The sequence below is a fragment of the Eubacterium barkeri genome, from assembly GCF_900107125.1.
In the GTDB taxonomy this organism is placed as follows: Bacteria; Bacillota; Clostridia; order Eubacteriales; family Eubacteriaceae; genus Eubacterium_O; species Eubacterium_O barkeri.
This window is the reverse complement of the sequence record NZ_FNOU01000006.1, coordinates 120,396-139,048: the sequence shown is the minus strand read 5'-3', so window position 1 is coordinate 139,048 and position 18,653 is coordinate 120,396. Positions and strand designations below refer to the sequence as shown.

Sequence of the window (18,653 nt, the reverse complement as noted above, 5' to 3'; positions counted from 1 at the left end):
CAAAGCGTAGACAAAGTGATGTAGCGCGGTCAGGGTGAGGATAAAAAAGATTCACCCCGGACCCCAGGCGCTGACGAACAAAGGGTTAGCCCTCATTCGTCAATGCGCAAAACCTTTGGTTTTGATTGGGTTTAAGGTGGGTTTGCTTTCTTGCTTTGATGGCAACCAAAACGCCTGCCCGCAGGGGCGCCGGGGTTCTCGTATTTTTATCATCACCCTTCCCTGGGTTTGTCGACAGTCTGAAGAGCGCTTCCGCGCTCAATTCTTTGATAAATTATTGTAAAAAGCTTTAATTTGTGTTTCTTGAAGGGCGCCGGCATACTCTAAATTCAGGAATGGCTCAAAACATTCCCTGGAAAAACGCTCCCAGGATTCCTTTTCGTTACGGACCTGAATGGGATAGAACAATACGCCATTACTCTGGGCTGCCTTTAAATCACCTTCGGCGTCTCCGAGGACTAAAATATGATTTTGTTCATATCCTTTAGTAAGGAGTGCAGCAATACAATCTGCTTTTTTGCCCACCTCCTGGGTCAGCAGTAGATCCACAAAGGGCATAAACCCGTAACGGGTCCATTCATCGATCACGGCCTTACCATTGGCACTAGAAACCACTGCGATATCGCAGAAAGCACGGGCCTCTTCCAAAGCTTGCCCAACACCAACAAAGGGGGCGCAGGCCTCTTCCGGCAAGTTATCGATGCACTGGTTGACGGCATTGTGCCACGTCAACGCCTGTTTTAGGATCGCCTTATCCGGCCCTACGTTAATCGCCTCCGTCAGGCTTTGACCTGAAAGCTCTTCGGTAGTATTAACCCACGCTACCAAATCCCCAATACCCTCGATGCTCCGGCAGTGTCCATCCACCCAGCTGAGAGCCTCTGCCAATCCCTTAAAGCGGTTGATCCCCCGGGTGACGGTATAAAGATTGACCCTGTCCCAATGGGCTTGAATTGCCACGGCCCATTCCTCTAAGTTCCAGCACTGTATCATGCACGGCCCAAAACAGCGTTGATGCTTAATATCCATGGTGTCCATGACGGTCCCATCAGAATCGATGCACAAGAGGTAATCATGCTGCTTCTTCCAATTTTTTAAAGGATCCATGCTCATTCCTCCACTCTGCCGCGGACCCGTGCCACCAGCTCAGCAGCCTGACGTACACTGTCTTCAATGGCCTTATAGTCTCCGACAGCAATCCATTCCGGGCGAACCATCCAGGTGCCGCCACAGGCGATGATTTTATCAAAGGACAAATAATCTTCGACATTTTGGGGCGTGATGCCTCCGGTGGGCATAAAGCGCAGTTTAGGATAGGGAGCGGTCACGGCTTTAATCATCGGCAGACCACCAGAAGGTTCTGAAGGAAAGAATTTTAATTCAGTAATCCCCAAAGCCATAGCCTGCTCCATTTCGCTGGGGGTAACTGCCCCGGGAATGATGGGAATCTCCTTTAACAGACAGTACCGCACCACCTCAGGATTTAGCCCCGGACTAACAACGAATTGCGCACCGGCGTCCACGGCTGCATCCACCTGTTCTACGCTGACCACCGTCCCAGCCCCCACCAACATGTCCGGGAAGGCCTTTCGCATTTGCTGAATACATTGGGCGGCTGCCGCTGTTCGGAAAGTAACCTCTGCACAGGGTAGTCCCCCTTCAACAAGGGCCTTGGCCAAAGGAACCGCATGGGTAGCATCCTCCAGCACCACCACCGGCACAATTCCAATTTGTTCAAAGCGACTTAATATTTCCTTTTTCATTGATTATCCTTTCCCTCAAAATAATGTAAGGCATTTCCATAACAGATATTCTCAATCATTTCACCCAGGAAGGTTTCATCATTGGGATACTCCCCGTTTTCCACCAACTCGCCCACATAGGCGCATAAAATGCGTCTGAAATACTCATGGCGGGAAAAGGAGAGAAAGCTCCGGGAATCTGTTACCATCCCAACAAACCGGGACAAAAGTCCTGCAGCGCTGAGGTCCTTCATTTGTTTTTGCATCCCCTCTTTATGGTCACAAAGCCACCATGCCGTCCCCAGCTGAATCTTACCGGCTATGCTGCCATCCTGAAAATTGCCAATCATAGCGGCCAACATGGCGCTGTCTTTAGGGTTTAAACAGTATAGGATGGTTTTAGGCAGTTCTGCCGCTTCATCCATGGCATTGAGGAGTGCCGCCAGCTGGGGGGCATAGGCCATATCATCCATGGAATCAAAGCCGCTGTCTGGTCCAAGGGTTTCATAGTGACGTCTGGCATTGTTACGCAGTGCACCGATATGCAGCTGCATAGCCCAACCCCTGGCATGGTATTGCCGGCCCAGCTCCGCCAGCAGATTCCCTTTAAACTGCCGAATTTCCCGGGGTATTAAGGGGCTTCCCAGTATCGCCTTTTTGAAAATGGCCTCTAATTCCTCCTCCGTAGCCGGAGCGAAGAGATTGCCATCTAAGCTGTGGTCACTGATTATACAGCCACAGATGCTAAAGGCATCCATGCGAATGGCCAGTGCTCCCTTTAAATCAGCATAGCTGCCGATGGTGATATCCGCGGCATCTTCCAGGGTGCGGATATAATCTTTGTATCCCGGTGCATCCACGCCCATGGCTTTTTCCGGCCGGAAGGTGGGCAACACCCGAAAGGCTTTCTCCTCCCTGGACAGGGCTTTGTGATAAACTAAATCTTCTGCGGGGTCGTTGGTGGTGCAAAGCACCTTCACGCCCATCCTTTTTATGAGCTCCCGGACCCGAAATGCCGGGGTGGCCAGCAGGGTATTACAGGCTTCCCAAACCTCCGGTGCGCTTTCGGCGTTCAGAGGCCTGGTAATGTCAAAGAAGCGCTGTAGTTCCAAATGCGTCCAGTGATACAGGGGGTTACCAAAGGTTTGGGGTACCGTTTTAGCCCATGCATTAAAGCGTATCTCTGGGGCAGTTTCCCTTCCAGTAATGTCTCTTTCCGGGATTCCATTGGCCCGCATGGCTCGCCATTTATAATGGTCGCCATCCAACCAAAGGGATGCTAAATCCTTATAATTTTTGTTTTCATAAATCGCCTGGGCATCCAGATGATTGTGAAAATCATAAATAGGCTGGTTTTCGGCATGGCCATGGTACAGCCGACGGGCAGTGGGTGTATTAAGTAAAAATTCTGAATCCATAAATGCTTTCACAATCGGTCTCCTTTCCCGGTTAAACCCCGGAATATGCGCTAAAGCCACCATCCACCGGCAATACAATCCCGGTGATAAACCCTGCCGCCGCTGCGTTCACCAAAAACAGCAGGGCACCGCACAGCTCATCCGCCTCACCAAAACGCCCCATGGGTGTGGCGTTTAAAATTTTTTCGGTCCGTGGCGTTGCTTCCCCCATATCGTTAAAAAGCAGCTTTTCATTTTGCTTGGTTACAAAGAACCCCGGTGCGATGGCATTGACACGGATGCCCGCTTTGGCAAAATGCACCGCCAGCCACTGGGTAAAATTGCTAATCCCCGCCTTTGCGGCACTATAAGCAGGAATTTTAGTTAAGGGGGTGAAGGCGTTCATCGAGGAGATGTTCAAAATCGTCGTTCCCTCTTTCCCCACCATGTCCACTGCAAAAACCTGGGTGGGCAGTAGTGTGCCAATAAAATTCAGATTGAAAACAAATTCCACTCCACTCTGATCCAAATCGAAAAAGGATACCATATCCCCATCCAAATCCGAAGGTGTAAAATATTCGGAATCGGTAGTGGCCCGGGGGTTGTTTCCCCCGGCACCATTAATCAGAATATCACAAGTCCCCAGCTCCGCATTAATCTGACTGCGGGCTGTCGCCAGACTTTCCTTTTCCAGTACATTGACTTTATAGGCCCGGGCAACGCCGCCGGCTGCTTCGATGGCTTCTGCACGGTCAGCCGCCAAGGCCTCATTCAAATCCAACAGTGCCACCTTAGCTCCAGCCTGGGCCAATACTTCGGCAAACATGCCGCAAAGCACTCCACCGGCGCCAGTTACTACCGCAACCTTCCCGGTTAAATCTGTTCCAAATGGTAATGCCATAATTATTCTCCCTTCTGAAGCGCCGCCATCTTTTCGATGGCTTCCCACAAGCCGTTTAAGTACGTCGCCCCCAGAGCCCTGTCATACAGCCCATAGCCGGCTCGACCGGTTTCCCCCCAGATCATGCGACCATGATCCGGGCGGACATAGCCCTCAAAGCCATTATCGTACAGGGCCTTAGCAATGGCAAACATGTCCAGGGAGCCACAACTGGATAGATGCGCCCGTTCTTCAAAGCCGTCCTCCACCAGGGCCACATTGCGCATATGGACAAAATGGATTCGACCCAGGGCTGCATATTTCGCTGCCAGCTGCACCACATCATTTTGATTGGAACACCCCAGGGAGCCAGTACAAAGGGTGATACCATTATGGGGATCATCCACCATCTTTAAAAAGCGATCCAGATTTTCTTCTTTGGTGATAATCCGGGGTAAACCGAAGATACTCCAGCAGGGATCATCCTCATGAATGGCCATATTCACACCACATTCTGCCGCCACCGGGATGATGGCCTTTAAAAAATAGCCCAGGTTATCCCATAAATCCTGCTCGGTAAGAGCCTGGTACTCCGCCACTGTCGCAGCGAGCTCATCCCGGGTGTAGCTGGCATCCCACCCCGGTAAGGTAAGATCACCATCACTGGCCAAAGGATTTACGGCATCCACCTGGCTTTGATAATACACAAGAGAGGTGGAACCATCGGGCAGCTCATGGTCGAGCTGGGTTCTGGTCCAATCGAACACAGGCATAAAATTGTAGCAAATACATTTGATGCCAGCGGCCGCCAACCGGCGAATATTTTCACAATAATTTTCGATATAGACATCCCGACTGGGTTTTCCCAGCTTAATATCTTCATGTACCGGAACGCTTTCAATAACTTCAAAATGCAGGCCAGCATCCTCTACCATGGCCTTAACACCAAGAATACTTTTCTCTGGCCACACTTCGCCAACGGGCACATCGTACACAGCGGTAACAATACTGTACATCCCGGGGATCTGACGGATATTCTTTAAAGTCACCGCATCCTCCGGTCCGAACCATCTGAATGAAAGTTTCATAATTTCCACCTCCTTGTGGTTTTTTATAAACGGGTATCCCAGCGGCCACACCACACGTTTTTACTAAACTGTCCTTTAAAGGGACTCTCCCCTGTCAGCTTTTCAACAAAGGCCTCTACAACTACAGGCGAATCCATATACGCATTGATATAAGTCCGGCTCATGGAGAGGTCAATGAGGGAATTGGGCAGATTAAAGCTGACATACACCGTGGGCAATTCAGCATTGTACCAGGGTTGATGGGCTTGATTTTCCCATTTAATCCGAGTGGTATTGTACTGGCAAAGCCCTACATTATCCACCGCAACCAATACTGCGTCAAAATCTTCTTTCAGTTTCTTAACCGAGGTATGCATGGATTTACTGCATTCTCTGCCATCTTCAACGTTCACCTCAAAGCCTTTTCTTTCCAATGCATCCACCAGATTTTTAAGACAAGCCGTGCTGGAGGATTCCATGACCTCACCAGCCACCACCGTTTTATCCCCGCCGATAAATACCAGCTGCAACTTGGGATGGGTCTTTGGGGTAATGGGCAGATTTCCCCGGGTATCCTTAACCAGGGTAATGGCCCGATCGGCACATTCTTTGGCCATGGCCATATGGGCGTCGTTGCCCACCACCGACAAGCCTTCTTCCGAGGACATCAGGGTCCCATCGGCTTGTTTTTGATGCAGTCCAATGGAGGCTTTGAGTCCAAGAATCCGGTGAAGGGCGTCGGATAACCGTTCCTCCGTAATGATTCCTTTTTTATAGCCTTCCATCATATAATCAAAATCTTCCTCCACGTCATTCATAAACAGGAACAAATCACAGCCAGCGGCAATGGACTGTGGTACCGCCTTGCTCCGGGGCATGTCTGCAGTCAGGCCGATCATGTGGCTGGCATCGGTCACCACCAAACCATTAAAGCCCAGCTCTGTTTTGAGCAGACCATTAATGAGCTCGGGGCAAAGGGTCGCTGGCAGAATATCACGGTCCGCTACCTCATGGTCTGATAACCGACGCTGCCATGCGGGTTGGGCGATATGCCCAGCCATAATGGTTTTTACCCCATCATCGATAATTCCCTTAAACATTTTACCGTAGGTTGCCATCCATTCATCCGCGTCCTTATCATTGACGGTAAGGCAGAGGTGCTGGTCATTTTCATCACAGCCGTCTCCAGGGAAATGCTTAACACAATCGGCCAGGCCTACCTCCCGGGTTGCACGGTTCCAGGCCTTGGCATAATCCACGGTGCGCTCAGGCGTTGTGGCAATGGATCGGGTCTGCACAATGGAATTACGCCAATTGTAAAGTAAATCCACCACCGGGGCAAAATTCCAATTACATCCAATGGCCGCCGCCTCTGTGGCCCCAATACGCCCCACCGCGTAGGCCACCGTCTCATCGTCGATGGCGGCGATAGCCGCACCATTGGCCACCAGGGTGCCGCCGCCCACACCGCCATTGCCGCCAGCTTCGCAATTGGAAGCAATCAGCAGCGGAATCTTACTATTGGCCTGACAGAAGGCGTTTTGTTCCCAAAGATTTTGAGCCGGCTGTCCGGGATAGCGCATCGCCGCAGGCTTTACCCGTTCCAACATGGCCTTAATCTCGCTGCGCTCCATGGAATTCCCCTTAACCATTACCACAAAAAGTTGGCCGATTTTTTCTTCCAAAGTCATTTCATCGATGGTTTTTTCTACCCAATCGATGGCGGCATCGTCTAAATAATAAGGCTTTTCCCGTAAATTAATCATCGTGTTTTCCTCCCTATGATTGTTCGCTGTTTTCTGCAGCAACTTTTTCATCATGGCGTTTTCTCAGAATTTCCGCATTATTTTCGACTTGCTTTTTCCCTAAAGGATATAGGAACTTGAGCGCCAACAGCAGCAGGATGAAACCCACAGCCGGGACAATACAGGTGATATCGTAAATTCCCTTGAGTACCCCGGGATCAAAGGCCGTTGCAGTGGAATAGCCTACAATAGAGAGCAGTAGCCCGGAAAGACCGGAAGAACAGGCCTGGCCCATCTTCCGGGCAAAGGAGTATACCGAGTAAATGGCACCGTCCGTACGCTTACCGGTTTTAACCTCCGTATCATCAATGACATCGGTAATCATAGCCCAGCAGATCAGACTGAAAAGGGCCAGTCCCACATAGGCCAGGGCATAAAAGGCAATGAACACATACATATTCGTGGTCTGAAGAAAATACGCAACGATGAGTGCGACTGCACCGATCCCAGCACCGATCATCCCCAATTCCTTTTTTCCAATTCGCACCCCTACAGCCACAGCAAAGGTGGCGCAAACCAAGGTAACAATGGTCGCCGACATGGTCGCTATGGACTGCCCCGCAGCATTATCAAAATAATTGGGGAAAATATACGCCAGCATATTGCCTAAAGACAGCTGGGCCAAAAGCAGGAAGAGTGCACAAACGACAATACCGATGAGGGAGCGGTTATGAGCCAATTCCTTGCCAAATTCTTTAAGGCTGAATTTTTCTGTTTCCTGCTTCACCTTCACCCGCTCCGTTGTCATTTTATAGCACAGCAGATAACAAACAATAGCCAAAATGGAACAAACCAGAGCCGCCCACATCATGCTTTCGCCAGAGAGCACGGTTTTCCCGGCATCATTTTTATAATAAACCACCAGAGGCAGCACCACACCGATTACGGTCTGGGCCAGGGTTGCACCAATGGTTCGCCAACTGGAAAGCTGGGCCCGCTCCTTGGGTTCTGGTGTAATGGCCGATGCCATAGAGCCATAAGGGATATTGATACTGGTATAGAAGATGCTCCCCCAGAGCAAATAGGTGAAAAACATCCAGAAAATTTTAAATCCCATGGCCGCATCCTGGAACCATACGGCATACATCAGGAAGGATGCCAGAGCGACCGGGCCACACATCCTTAAAATCCAGGGGGCGAATTTCCCCTTCGACGTCGGCCGGCATCGATCGACAATCTGTCCCATGGTAATATCTGTAAAGGCATCGACGATACGGGCCACCATCATCATGAGTCCCACAATGGCAGCAGACACCCCCATAACATCCGTATAAAATTTTAATAAGAACGTCGTAGACAGAATAAAGGTGAAGTCATTTCCAAAATCCCCGAACATATACCCCAACTTATCAATGAATCCAAATTTCTTTACAGCCGTTTCTGTTGACATCATTTTACCTCCTCGCACCTTTTAGTTTTTGTAGTGCTTTTATGTCCCTATTGTAAGGCCATTTCTCTTTATTTGGTTATGACGATTTTTATAAAGATTGGTAGAATCTTTTTTTCCCCTTGTATTTACCTAAAAATTAGACCATAATGGAAAAAAAAAGTCCAAGTGAAGGAAGGTGGAAGCATGCACACCCATGAACGTCAGCTCATCATTTTTGTCCAAAGTGTCTTGGAACGTCGTCATATATACTCCCATATTCTGGAAGGCACCATTGAATGGCATCATTGCTACGATGCTCATTTAAGGGAGCATCTCTGGGACTCCACTGATTTCATTATAAAGGACTTCCCCATTAGACTTAAAGAAAAGGTCGAAGATCACACGCTCTATTTTTACACCGATAGCTACGAGTGCAGCTACGCCCTCCTCCGTATCCCGGGAGAGCACCCCTGTTTTTTCTACATCGGCCCTTTTCTCTATGAAGCCATCTCCTCGATCCGTGCAGAGGAGCTCTGTATCCGTGCCGGAGTCCCTGCCATCCACAAACGATTCATGTATCATTATTACGCCGGAATCCCCTCTCTTTCTGATGGTCACTGGTTTAAGGAGGTCCTCTACACCCTGGCCGAGACCCTCTGGGGCAGCCCGGAACACTACACTATCGTTAACACCAGGGAAACGCCCTCCCGGGATACCCGTTACGCACCAAACACTATAGAGGCCACCTCCGATCGGATCCGCCATGTTGAGGACCGCTACCATCTGGAAGCCAAACTCATCAATGCCCTCGCCCACGGACAGGAAGACATTGCCTCTGACATCATGGAAAAACAGCACTTCCCCGGAATTAAGCCACGCTTCTCCGACAGTATCCGAAATATGCGCAATCATCTCATCATCTTTAACACCCTCTGCCGCAAATCCGCAGAACAGGGTGGCGTTATCGCCTTCTATCTGGATGATCTTTCCGAGAAATTTGCCTTCGCCATTGAAGAAACCGATTCCCTCACTGGCCTGCACGACCTCCAAAACACGATGATCCAAAAATATTGCCACTTAGTCCGGGAGATGTCTTTAAAGGGCTACTCCCAGATTATTCGAAATGTCATTAATTTTATTTATTCAAATTTAGACAACACCCTGAGTCTCGGCACCCTTGCCCGGGAATTCTGTCTCAATGACAGCTACCTCTCCACCCTCTTTAAAAAGGAAACCGGTATGACCCTCACCTCCTTTGTCAATACTAAGCGCATAGAGCATGCCGCCTATCTCCTGGACACCACCCTCCTGCCCATTCAGGAAATTGCCACCCTCTGCGGCGTCCAGGACATGAGCTATTTCTCTAAAATTTTCAAAAAGCATATGGGCTTAAGTCCCCGGGAATACCGGGAAGAGAATCTTCAAAGATAAGCTGTTTCAATAAAAAAGAACCTGAGCAATACCTTTATGTATTGCTCAGGTTCTTTTTTATTGAAACATCCTAGTCCTCTTTTTCCAAAAGATCCGGGCGGTTTTTCTTTGTTTTTAACAAGGATTGCTCCTCCCGCCACTGGCGGATGGCTCCATGGTTTCCAGACAATAAAACCGATGGCACCTGAAGGTCCTCAAAGGACTCCGGGCGGGTGTACTGGGGGTATTCCAGCCGTCCATTTTCAAAGGATTCCTCGGACAAGCTTTCGGTATTGCCCATAAAGCCCGGCACATGGCGGGCAATGGCATCCGCCATAACCAAGGCCGGCAGCTCTCCACCGGTCAGCACATAATCCCCGATGGAATACTCCTGGGTGACATAGGCATCAATGACCCGTTGGTCGATGCCCTCATAATGCCCGCACAAAAAGATGAGACCTTCTACTGCTGCCATCTCTACCGCATCGCCACCACTGAAGGTTTTCCCCCCGGGGCTGGTGCAGATAAAGGGATATTTTTCATAATCCGGAATACTGCGCAGAGCTCGAATGATGGGTGGTGCGGCCATAACCATCCCTGCACCGCCGCCGTAGGGATAGTCATCCACCCGATTGTGCTTATTTTGTGCGAAATCACGGATATCAATGGCTTCGTAGGCGATGATGCCATTTTCGAGTGCCCGCTTCATCATGCTTTCTTTAAAATAGCCATGAATAATCTCTGGGAATAGGGTTAGGAAATATAGCCTCATAGTTCCATGAGCTCCGTGGGGATATCCGCCTGAATTTCACCATTTTCAAAATCAAAGCTCATGAAATAGATTTTTCGAAAGGGCACATAAATGGGCTTATCTGGACCATTAATTTCCACCGTATCCACGGAACCCGTCGTTTGAAGGATGTTTCCAACCCTGCCAATGGTCTGGCCATCCGGTGCCTTTACCACCATTCCAATGAGATCGGTAATGAAAAATTCATCTTCTTCTAAATCCACCGCTTCGTCGCGGTCAACCAGAACCTCGGCGCCTTTACAGCCTTCTGCTGCATCACGGTCCCGAATCCCCTTCAGGGTTAGCAATACATTGCCTTTATGCAGGCGGACCAATTCAATGGGATAGGCGGTTTCCTTCCCTTTAAGGCGAAGGGTCAGCACATCTAATTCATAGTAACGACCGGGATCGTCCGTTAGTGGGCGAATTTTTAATTCTCCACGGATCCCATGGACACCGGTGACTTCTCCGATTAACATTTTATCCATTATTTTACCTCGTAACTCATTTCACTTGGCTGTCCATCGGTCAGCTCTAGCGTAAAAAAAATGATTCGTAGCGTGTACGAACCATTTCAAATCCATTGTATTGTCGGAATAGTGCGGCTTAGACAATATCCAGCATCACACGTTTATCTTCCTTGGTTGCAGCGGCCTTAATGACGGAACGAATGGCTTTCGCGATACGTCCCTGTTTTCCAATGACCTTGCCCATGTCACTTTCTGCTACCTTGAGCTCCAGTACGATGGAACGGTTTTTAGCCATTTCTGTCACTTCAACCTGATCCGGATGATCCACCAAAGCTTTGGCGATTACTTCAACAAGCTCCTTCACGATCCGTCCTCCGATTAACCGATAATGTTTTCTTTTTTAAGTAATGCTGCTACAGTATCGGTGGGTTTTGCTCCATTTTTAATCCAGCCCTGAATCGCTTCAGCATCAAGCTTCAGTTCAACAGGTTCCTGGCAGGGATTGTAGAAACCAACTTCTTCGATGAATTTGCCATCTCTAGGTGCACGTGCATCTGCAACGACGATTCTGTAGAAAGGTTTCTTTTTCTTACCCATTCTTTTCATTCTGATTTTAACTGCCATTATTGTTCCCCCTTTCGTTAGAACTTTCCAAATTGTAATGATATGATTTATATTTACATGAAAGGCATTTTAAATCTGCCCTTTTTGGCTTTACCCATATTGCCCATTTGCTTCATCATTTTTCGACTTTGTTCAAATCCCTTGAGAAGCCGGTTGACATCCGCCACACTGGTGCCGCTGCCGTTTGCAATACGTTTTCTTCGACTTCCATTGATGATCTGGGGCTTTCTTCGCTCTTCTAGTGTCATGGAGTAAATAATGGCTTCAGTTTGTTTTGTCTGTCCATCTGCCATGCTTAAATCCATTCCCTTGAGTTTTCCGGCTCCCGGCATCATTTCCAATAGACTGCTTAAATTCCCCATTTGCTGAAGCTGTTTAAGCTGGTCCAGAAAGTCATTGAGATCAAATTCCGAATTTCGGAGCTTTTCTTCCAGCTCCCGGGCCTTTTCTTCATCGACCATGCTCTGGGCCTTATCGATTAATGAAAGGACATCCCCCATACCGAGGATTCGGGAGGCCATGCGGTCTGGATAAAACAACTCAATATCACTGAGCTTTTCTCCAACCCCCATGTATTTAATGGCTTTTCCAGTGGTGTAGGCTATCGATAGTGCGGCACCCCCACGGGTATCCCCATCCATCTTCGTCAAAACCACCCCGGAAATATCCAGTTGTTTGTTAAATTCATCGGCCACATTGACCGATTCCTGGCCGGTCATCCCGTCCACCACCAATAGAATTTCGGTGGGTTCCACCAAATCCCGGATATCCACTAACTCCGTCATCAGGGTTTCATCAATCTGAAGTCGACCGGCTGTATCGATGATGACTAAATCGTAGCCTTCATCATTGGCCTTTTTCACACCCTGGCGTGCAATCATCCGGGGATCTGTTTCTCCCTCCATGGTAAACACTGGAATCCCCAGCTGTTCACCTAAAACCTGAAGCTGCTTAATGGCTGCCGGACGATAAACATCACAAGCCACCAGTAAGGGCTTTAATTTTTTCTCTTTTCGCAGAAGATTTGCCAGCTTTCCTGCAGTGGTGGTTTTACCAGCCCCCTGGAGTCCTACCATCATAAAGATGTTGGCACCCTTATCGACAAATTCCATTTTCTGGATTTCGCCCCCGAGAAGCCGGGTCATTTCATCATTGATGATTTTAATGAACTGCTGACCAGGCGTCAGGGATTTTAAAACCTCTGAGCCCTTGGCCCGCTCACTGACGGTCTTGGTAAATTGCTTGACCACCTTAAAGTTAACATCCGCTTCTAACAGGGCCAGCTTAATTTCCCGGCTGGCAGCCTTAATATCCGCTTCCGTCAATTTTCCCTTCCGTTTGAGTCCGGAGAAAATATTTTGAAATTTTTCACTTAAACTATCAAAAGCCATGTCTTCACCTAAAATCCTTCGATGACTTCCTCGATATCCTCTTTGAGCCGCGTCATTTCTGAAAGTACCTCGGGATTTTTGCTAATGCGCTCATCTCCCAGGAGTTTGCTGATTTCAACAGTAATATCGGTGAGCAGTCCCCGGCTTTTTGTATAGCGGGCCACAAGTCCAAGCTTTTCTTCATAATCAGCCATAAGACCCTTGGCGCGCTTATAAGCATCATGGATCCCCTGGCGGGTAATGCCCAGTATATCACCGATTTCTGCTAAAGAGTAATCGTCATTATAATAATAATCCAAAATCGTCTTTTGACGCTCCGATAATAACTCACCATAAAAATCAAATCGAAGCTGTTCCAAAACCTTTTCTTCCATAACGTCCTAGGGGTGTAAAGGCATTTGCTTTACACAATAAAGAATTCTACCGTTTCCTGACCCCTTTGTCAAGTTTTTTTCTTGACAGAATGGTTTATTCCAATATTTATTCTTCATCGTCATCCTTTTCATAAAGCATCCTCACAAAATCACCAACATCGAAGGTAATGAGATCCTCTGGTTTTTCACCAATGCCCACATATTCGATGGGCACCCCCAGCTCATTAATAATGGGGATAACGACACCACCCTTGGCACTGCCGTCCATCTTGGTCATAATAATACCGTCAAGCTTGACGGCGTCATTAAAGGTTCGGGCCTGAATCAGGGCATTCTGCCCCGTGGTGGCATCTAAGACCAGGATATTATGCACATCAAAGCCTTCACCCTCCCGTTCGATGATCCGGGTGACCTTTTCCAGCTCTTTCATCAGATTGACCTTATTATGGAGGCGCCCTGCGGTATCACAGATCAGAATATCAATTCCCCGGGCCCGGGCGGCGCCAATGGCATCAAAAACCACCGATGACGGGTCTGCGCCCTGGTTACTTTTTACAATATCCACACCGATCCGTCCAGCCCATTCGTCTAACTGCTCCGCGGCGGCGGCACGGAAGGTATCCGCAGCGGCCACCATCACCTTTTTTCCTTCATCCAGATAACGCTGGGCCAGCTTGGCAATGGTGGTTGTTTTCCCAACCCCATTAACCCCAACCACCGTGATAATAACCGGCAGTGTCATAGGAGCAGCATCTGTCTCAACCATCTCCGACATAATTTCTTTTAAAAGCTCTACCGCATCCTGGGAATCACTGATTTTATGCTCCTTAATCCGTTCCTTCAAAAGCTCCACAATTTTAAGGGAGGTTTCCATCCCCATATCCGCCAGGATCAGATTTTCCTCCAGCTCTTCAAAGAAATCATCATCCAACTTACCATAGTACATAACATTTTCAATTTTTTCTTTAAAGCTATTCTTTGTTTTTTGTAGGCGGTTTCGCATCCGCTCATATAGGGTTAGTTCTGACATCATCGACTCCTTTATGATTATCCTACAGCCTCAGCATAATCTGACAAACGGACAGAGACCAGTTTGGAGATCCCGCTTTTCGACATGGATACCCCATAAATGGCATCACAGGCTTCAAGGGTGCTTTTTCTGTGGGTGATGATTACGAATTGATTTTCCCGGGCCACCTGCTCCATATAGCTGGTAAACCGAAAAATATTATGGTCGTCCAGGGCGGCATCGATTTCGTCGATAACGCAGAAGGGGGATGGACTGAGCTCCAAAAAAGAAAACAACAGGGCAATGGCCGTCATGGATTTCTCCCCACCGGACAATAATGAAATATGCCGCAAATTCTTTCCAGGGGGTTGGGCTACCAGCTCTATACCGCTTTCAAGGACATGCCCAGGGTCAGTATAGGTTATCTGGGCGCGGCCTCCTTCAAACAATACAGAAAATACCCTGGAGAAAATACCCTGGAGCTCTGAAAACCGCAGGGCAAATTGTTTTTCCATGGAGGTATACAAATCCTCGATAATGTGCTCCAATTCAGACTTGGCTTCAATTAAATCGTCAAATTGGTTTTTGAGGAAAAGATACCGATCATTCACCTCTGTGTATTCCTCAATGGCACCAACATTCACCTGACCCAGGGCAGATAAGCGGCTGCGTAAGGCTCGCTGGTTTTCAGTCGAGCCATCCACTGTTTCTAAATCCAGACCCTCTAATAGGTCCATGGCCATAATATAGTTGAGCTCATAACGGGAATAAATGGTTTCTTCTAAATGATCCCGTTCTGCCGCTACCTTACTCTGGGCAAGCTCCAAGGTGCTTCGGGCTTCCTTTTGTAAAATCAGATCATGATTCAAATCCCTAATGCTGTGATCCAGACCCTCAACCTCTGCATTATACGCCTTTTCCTGCGCAGTCAGGCAGTGCTTTTGTTCTTCAGCCTCTTGCTTTTGAGCATCAAGCACCCCTAAATCCTGTCTTCGGCCTTCTAAAAAGGTTTCCTGGGAAGTGGTATCCAGAATGTTCTGTTCCAAATCCCGGGTGATGGATATCAGGCGGCTAGCGACTTCTCGTTGATGGGCCTCTAACATTTCAATACGTTTATCCACCGATCGTTTTTGCTCCTGGCGACGGGCCAAGGCCACTTCATTCTCTGCAATTTGCTCACTGAGTCTCTGGATTTCCGTCTTCACTGTTTCGGCATCATCGGGATGCTCCATGGCAACTACAGCAATTTCCAGGGCTTCCAAATCCCCTAAAATTTCCCGCTCAATCCGTGCCTTTTCATCTAAAGCCAACTGGTCCTGTCCCAGGGATGTATCCAGAGCGACCATCTGGCTTTCCAGCTCACGGATACGGTTCCTACAGGCGGTGCGAGCCTGGGTCTTTTGCCAATGGGCCTGTTCTAACACCGTCATTTTTCCGGTGATTTCATCCATGGTAAGGCGGAGGGATTGGAGGGCTTCCTCCTTTTGATCGCAAAGCCCTTCAATACGGGTCCGTTCCCCTTCCATTTGTTCATACTCCTGGGCGAGCTTTTCAATTTCTATTTTCTTGAACAAAGGGGATTGCTTCCCTCCCTTGGCTGCACCACCGACGATGGCCCCCCCCGGATAAAAGATTTCACCCTCCAGGGTGACGATGGTATAGCCAGTCATGGATTTACGGATATGGCGAGCCGCCTTAAAATCCTCGGTGACGATAATACGCGCCAGAAGACTCTCCACCACCTGGGTAAAGCGAGTGTTGTAGTCCACCAAATCCGATGCAATCCCCACCGCTCCGGGCATGCTTTCCATCAGGCTTCGATCCCGGGACTCCATTTGGCGATAACGCAGGTTATCCATGGGTAAGAAGGTGGCCCGTCCTGCCCGCCGCCGTTTCAAAACATCAATACAGCGGCTGGCGGTATTGACGGTTTCTACCACAACGTTTTGGGCCTTCCCCCCCAGGGCTACATCGATGGCCCGGGCATATTGACCCGGGACGGTAATGAGTTCCCCTACAGGACCATAAATTTGCTGCTTTATGTCCTGGGTTAAATCCTCCGCCTTCATAATCAGTTGAATGCTGGGGAAGTAATCGCTGTAATTCTGCTGAATCTTCTTTAAATAATCGGATTTGGAGGTATTTACCTTCAGATTATTATTAATGACGGCTATCTGATTTTTCAGCCCCGCCACAACCTTTGTGAGCTCGGTTTCCTTTGTTGCCATATGGGAAACATCCTGCCGAGTTTGGGTTAAGCGACCATCAATGTCCGCCACCTCCTGACCCAGGGCCTGATCCTCGGTCACTTTAGCACTGCGCTCAGCCATTTGTTCCTTACGCTGCTCCTGTCGCAGGGCAAGCTGAGCCTCCATTCCCCGGGTATCCTGCTTTAAAGTATTCAGCTCTAAATTCAGCTTTTCCCTCTTCTGGGACAGGGCTTCCTCCCTTTGGGATTGCTGCTCCATTTTAAGGCGGATGGACTCTACTCGCTGCTGGGCTTCCGATTTTTTGTGGATCAATCCTTCTAAGGTCTGCTGAATTCCCTTAATTTCTATGATCGCCTGATCCCTTTCAACAAACAACTCCTGGGCTTCAGCAGACAGCCGTTCCGACTCCTGCTGCTGGCTCTTCTGCTGCCCCTGAAGGCGATTGGCATTCTCCATCAAATGGCGGCAGCGTTCCTCGCCTACCAGAATATCGCCACTGGCTGAGGTCAAGGCCGTATTGATTCCTTCGATGCGTTGATCCAACGCGCCAATCTCTGTGGCAATCTGGTGTATCCTGGCCTTAACCTCCTGGTAGTCCTTATCACGCTGATTGATTTTATTTTGAATCGACAGAATCTCGGTATCCAGGGCCGTCACTTGCTTTTGGGAGGTGCCCAACTGATTCTGAATTTCTTCCATCCGTTTCTGGAATCGGAACAAATCAACAATTTTAAGTTCCTCCTGAATGGCTAAATATTCCCGGGCTTTCTTAGCCTGACGCTCCAAAGGCCCCCGACGATTGGCCAGTTCATCTAAAATATCCTGGACACGATCCATATTATCCTGGGTACGCTCCAGCTTCTTTTCGGCTTCCTGCTTTCGGGTTTTGTAATTGACAATGCCCACGGCTTCCTCTACAATACCGCGAAGCTCGCCGGGGTTGGAATTAATGATGTTTTCAATTCCCCCCTGGCTGATGAGGGAGTAACCATTTTTACCAAGGCCAGTATCCATAAAGATGCCATGGATATCCTTTAGCTTACAGTTCTTCTGATTCAGACGGTATTCACTGTCCCCAGAGCGAAAGAGCCGCCGGGTTACTGAAATTTCATCCCCGGCATCGGCTACGGCACCATCCCGGTTATCCAGAGTAAGGACAACCTCGGCATAGGCCAAGGGCGCCTTCTTCTCTGTCCCAGCAAAAATAACATCCTCCATTTTTTTCCCCCGGAGGGTTTTGGTACTTTGCTCCCCTAGCACCCACCGGATCGCATCCGTTATATTGCTTTTTCCACTTCCATTGGGACCTACAATGGCAGAAATTCCCTGGGAAAACTCCATTTCTACATTATCTGCAAAGGACTTGAAGCCCTTCATTTTAAGTTTCTTTAAATACATGTACTGCCTTTCCTGTACCAGAGAGGAAACCCAATCTTAATGATGGGACTGGAGGTAGCGCTTTGCCGCAATCTGCTCAGCCTCCTTTTTGCTCTTTCCCTTTCCTTCACTTTCTTTCACCCCATTAATATGAAGCTCGATATGGAAGGTTTTATCGTGCTCTGGACCTTCTGATTTCTTAAGAACATATTCAATAACATTGTCACTTTGCTTTTGAATTTGCTCTTGCAGCGCCGTTTTATAGTCATTGTTTAAATCACCATTAAGCGCCAACTTGATGTTTTCATTCAAAAGCTCCAGGATAATGACCCGAACCCTTTCGTAATCGCTGTCTAAAAAAACCGCCCCCAGAACTGCCTCAAAGGCATTGGCCAGGTTGGACTTACGCTTTCTTCCACCGGTTACGACTTCCCCTTTTCCCAGGAGCAGATAATCCCCAAGGGATAGTTCATAAGCAGCTTTAGATAGGGACTCCGCACACACAATACTCGCCCGAAGCTTCGTCATCTCCCCTTCGGATAAATTCGGAAACTGATAAAGATACTCACTGGTTACCAGCTCCAGCACAGCATCCCCCAAGAATTCCAGTCGCTCGTTATTCACACTTTCACCAATATGTGAGCTATGGGTAAGGGCCAGTTTCAGCAGGTCTCTATTTTTAAATTGATATTTAATTTTTGATTCGATGCGTTCCAAAAAAACACCTCCCTGTCTTAA

General features: G+C 48.5%; 17 protein-coding genes. 1 reads left to right on the top strand and 16 read right to left on the bottom strand.

Features of this window, described 5'->3' with window-relative positions; genetic code table 11:
* Positions 1-258: 258 nt before the first annotated feature.
* Genes BLU30_RS05565 through BLU30_RS05535 form a run of 7 tightly spaced genes read right to left on the bottom strand, consistent with a single transcriptional unit; the run spans position 259 to position 8,284 of the window.
* The gene (locus tag BLU30_RS05565; protein ID WP_090244298.1) at positions 259-1,107 is read right to left on the bottom strand and encodes an HAD family hydrolase; all 849 of its coding nucleotides are present in this window, start codon (positions 1,105-1,107) and stop codon (positions 259-261) included.
* Positions 1,108-1,109: 2 nt separating this feature from the next.
* Positions 1,110-1,763 (bottom strand): bifunctional 4-hydroxy-2-oxoglutarate aldolase/2-dehydro-3-deoxy-phosphogluconate aldolase, encoded by a 654-nt coding sequence (locus BLU30_RS05560; protein WP_090244296.1) that lies wholly within the window; start codon positions 1,761-1,763, stop codon positions 1,110-1,112.
* A complete protein-coding gene (gene uxaC / locus BLU30_RS05555) occupies positions 1,760-3,172 on the bottom strand; it encodes a glucuronate isomerase (protein WP_090244294.1) in 1,413 nt (470 codons plus the stop codon). Before uxaC ends, BLU30_RS05560 begins: the two co-directional genes overlap by 4 nt.
* Before the next feature lie 19 nt (positions 3,173-3,191).
* The gene (locus tag BLU30_RS05550; RefSeq protein ID WP_090244292.1) at positions 3,192-4,040 is read right to left on the bottom strand and encodes an SDR family oxidoreductase; all 849 of its coding nucleotides are present in this window, start codon (positions 4,038-4,040) and stop codon (positions 3,192-3,194) included.
* A gap of 2 nt (positions 4,041-4,042) precedes the next feature.
* Entirely contained in the window at positions 4,043-5,107 is a 1,065-nt protein-coding gene (gene uxuA, locus BLU30_RS05545; protein WP_090244290.1) for a mannonate dehydratase, read from the bottom strand.
* 23 nt (positions 5,108-5,130) lie between these two features.
* Positions 5,131-6,852 carry a glycoside hydrolase family 3 protein gene (locus tag BLU30_RS05540; protein WP_090244288.1) on the bottom strand — a complete coding sequence of 574 codons (1,722 nt, stop codon included), beginning with the start codon at positions 6,850-6,852 and terminating at the stop codon, positions 5,131-5,133.
* A 13-nt stretch (positions 6,853-6,865) separates the two neighbouring features.
* Positions 6,866-8,284, bottom strand: a complete 1,419-nt coding sequence (locus BLU30_RS05535; protein WP_340148128.1) for an MFS transporter — start codon at positions 8,282-8,284, stop codon at positions 6,866-6,868.
* Positions 8,285-8,464: 180 nt separating this feature from the next.
* Between BLU30_RS05535 and BLU30_RS05530 the strand changes: the two genes are divergently transcribed.
* Positions 8,465-9,691: a helix-turn-helix transcriptional regulator gene (locus BLU30_RS05530; RefSeq protein ID WP_090244284.1), complete on the top strand. Its 1,227-nt coding sequence runs from the start codon at positions 8,465-8,467 to the stop codon at positions 9,689-9,691.
* Positions 9,692-9,761: 70 nt separating this feature from the next.
* On the opposite strand, the gene trmD is transcribed toward BLU30_RS05530, so the two are convergent.
* The 9 genes from trmD to rnc form a co-directional block, all read right to left on the bottom strand.
* Complete coding sequence (gene trmD / locus BLU30_RS05525; RefSeq protein WP_090244281.1) at positions 9,762-10,442, bottom strand: tRNA (guanosine(37)-N1)-methyltransferase TrmD; 681 nt, start codon at positions 10,440-10,442, stop codon at positions 9,762-9,764.
* Positions 10,439-10,948 (bottom strand): ribosome maturation factor RimM, encoded by a 510-nt coding sequence (rimM, locus tag BLU30_RS05520; protein WP_090244280.1) that lies wholly within the window; start codon positions 10,946-10,948, stop codon positions 10,439-10,441. Before rimM ends, trmD begins: the two co-directional genes overlap by 4 nt.
* Before the next feature lie 118 nt (positions 10,949-11,066).
* Positions 11,067-11,294 carry a KH domain-containing protein gene (locus BLU30_RS05515; RefSeq protein WP_090244278.1) on the bottom strand — a complete coding sequence of 76 codons (228 nt, stop codon included), beginning with the start codon at positions 11,292-11,294 and terminating at the stop codon, positions 11,067-11,069.
* Positions 11,295-11,308: 14 nt separating this feature from the next.
* Positions 11,309-11,554 carry a 30S ribosomal protein S16 gene (gene rpsP / locus BLU30_RS05510; RefSeq protein ID WP_090244276.1) on the bottom strand — a complete coding sequence of 82 codons (246 nt, stop codon included), beginning with the start codon at positions 11,552-11,554 and terminating at the stop codon, positions 11,309-11,311.
* Positions 11,555-11,607: 53 nt separating this feature from the next.
* The gene (gene ffh, locus BLU30_RS05505; protein ID WP_090244273.1) at positions 11,608-12,945 is read right to left on the bottom strand and encodes a signal recognition particle protein; all 1,338 of its coding nucleotides are present in this window, start codon (positions 12,943-12,945) and stop codon (positions 11,608-11,610) included.
* 8 nt (positions 12,946-12,953) lie between these two features.
* The gene (gene ylxM, locus BLU30_RS05500) at positions 12,954-13,319 is read right to left on the bottom strand and encodes a YlxM family DNA-binding protein (RefSeq protein WP_090244271.1); all 366 of its coding nucleotides are present in this window, start codon (positions 13,317-13,319) and stop codon (positions 12,954-12,956) included.
* Positions 13,320-13,425: 106 nt separating this feature from the next.
* Complete coding sequence (gene ftsY, locus BLU30_RS05495) at positions 13,426-14,349, bottom strand: signal recognition particle-docking protein FtsY (RefSeq protein ID WP_090244269.1); 924 nt, start codon at positions 14,347-14,349, stop codon at positions 13,426-13,428.
* Between the two features lie 17 nt (positions 14,350-14,366).
* Entirely contained in the window at positions 14,367-17,936 is a 3,570-nt protein-coding gene (smc, locus tag BLU30_RS05490) for a chromosome segregation protein SMC (RefSeq protein ID WP_090244267.1), read from the bottom strand.
* A 36-nt stretch (positions 17,937-17,972) separates the two neighbouring features.
* Entirely contained in the window at positions 17,973-18,632 is a 660-nt protein-coding gene (gene rnc, locus BLU30_RS05485; RefSeq protein WP_090244265.1) for a ribonuclease III, read from the bottom strand.
* Positions 18,633-18,653: the final 21 nt, after the last annotated feature.

Coding starts and splice junctions, on each gene's coding strand:
- BLU30_RS05565 (WP_090244298.1), bottom strand. CDS start 1,107: ATGGATCCTTTAAAAAATTGGAAGAAGCAGCATGATTACCTCTTGTGC.
- BLU30_RS05560 (WP_090244296.1), bottom strand. CDS start 1,763: ATGAAAAAGGAAATATTAAGTCGCTTTGAACAAATTGGAATTGTGCCG.
- BLU30_RS05550 (WP_090244292.1), bottom strand. CDS start 4,040: ATGGCATTACCATTTGGAACAGATTTAACCGGGAAGGTTGCGGTAGTA.
- uxuA (WP_090244290.1), bottom strand. CDS start 5,107: ATGAAACTTTCATTCAGATGGTTCGGACCGGAGGATGCGGTGACTTTA.
- BLU30_RS05540 (WP_090244288.1), bottom strand. CDS start 6,852: ATGATTAATTTACGGGAAAAGCCTTATTATTTAGACGATGCCGCCATC.
- BLU30_RS05535 (WP_340148128.1), bottom strand. CDS start 8,284: ATGATGTCAACAGAAACGGCTGTAAAGAAATTTGGATTCATTGATAAG.
- BLU30_RS05530 (WP_090244284.1), top strand. CDS start 8,465: ATGCACACCCATGAACGTCAGCTCATCATTTTTGTCCAAAGTGTCTTG.
- trmD (WP_090244281.1), bottom strand. CDS start 10,442: ATGAGGCTATATTTCCTAACCCTATTCCCAGAGATTATTCATGGCTAT.
- rimM (WP_090244280.1), bottom strand. CDS start 10,948: ATGGATAAAATGTTAATCGGAGAAGTCACCGGTGTCCATGGGATCCGT.
- rpsP (WP_090244276.1), bottom strand. CDS start 11,554: ATGGCAGTTAAAATCAGAATGAAAAGAATGGGTAAGAAAAAGAAACCT.
- ffh (WP_090244273.1), bottom strand. CDS start 12,945: ATGGCTTTTGATAGTTTAAGTGAAAAATTTCAAAATATTTTCTCCGGA.
- ylxM (WP_090244271.1), bottom strand. CDS start 13,319: ATGGAAGAAAAGGTTTTGGAACAGCTTCGATTTGATTTTTATGGTGAG.
- ftsY (WP_090244269.1), bottom strand. CDS start 14,349: ATGTCAGAACTAACCCTATATGAGCGGATGCGAAACCGCCTACAAAAA.
- smc (WP_090244267.1), bottom strand. CDS start 17,936: ATGTATTTAAAGAAACTTAAAATGAAGGGCTTCAAGTCCTTTGCAGAT.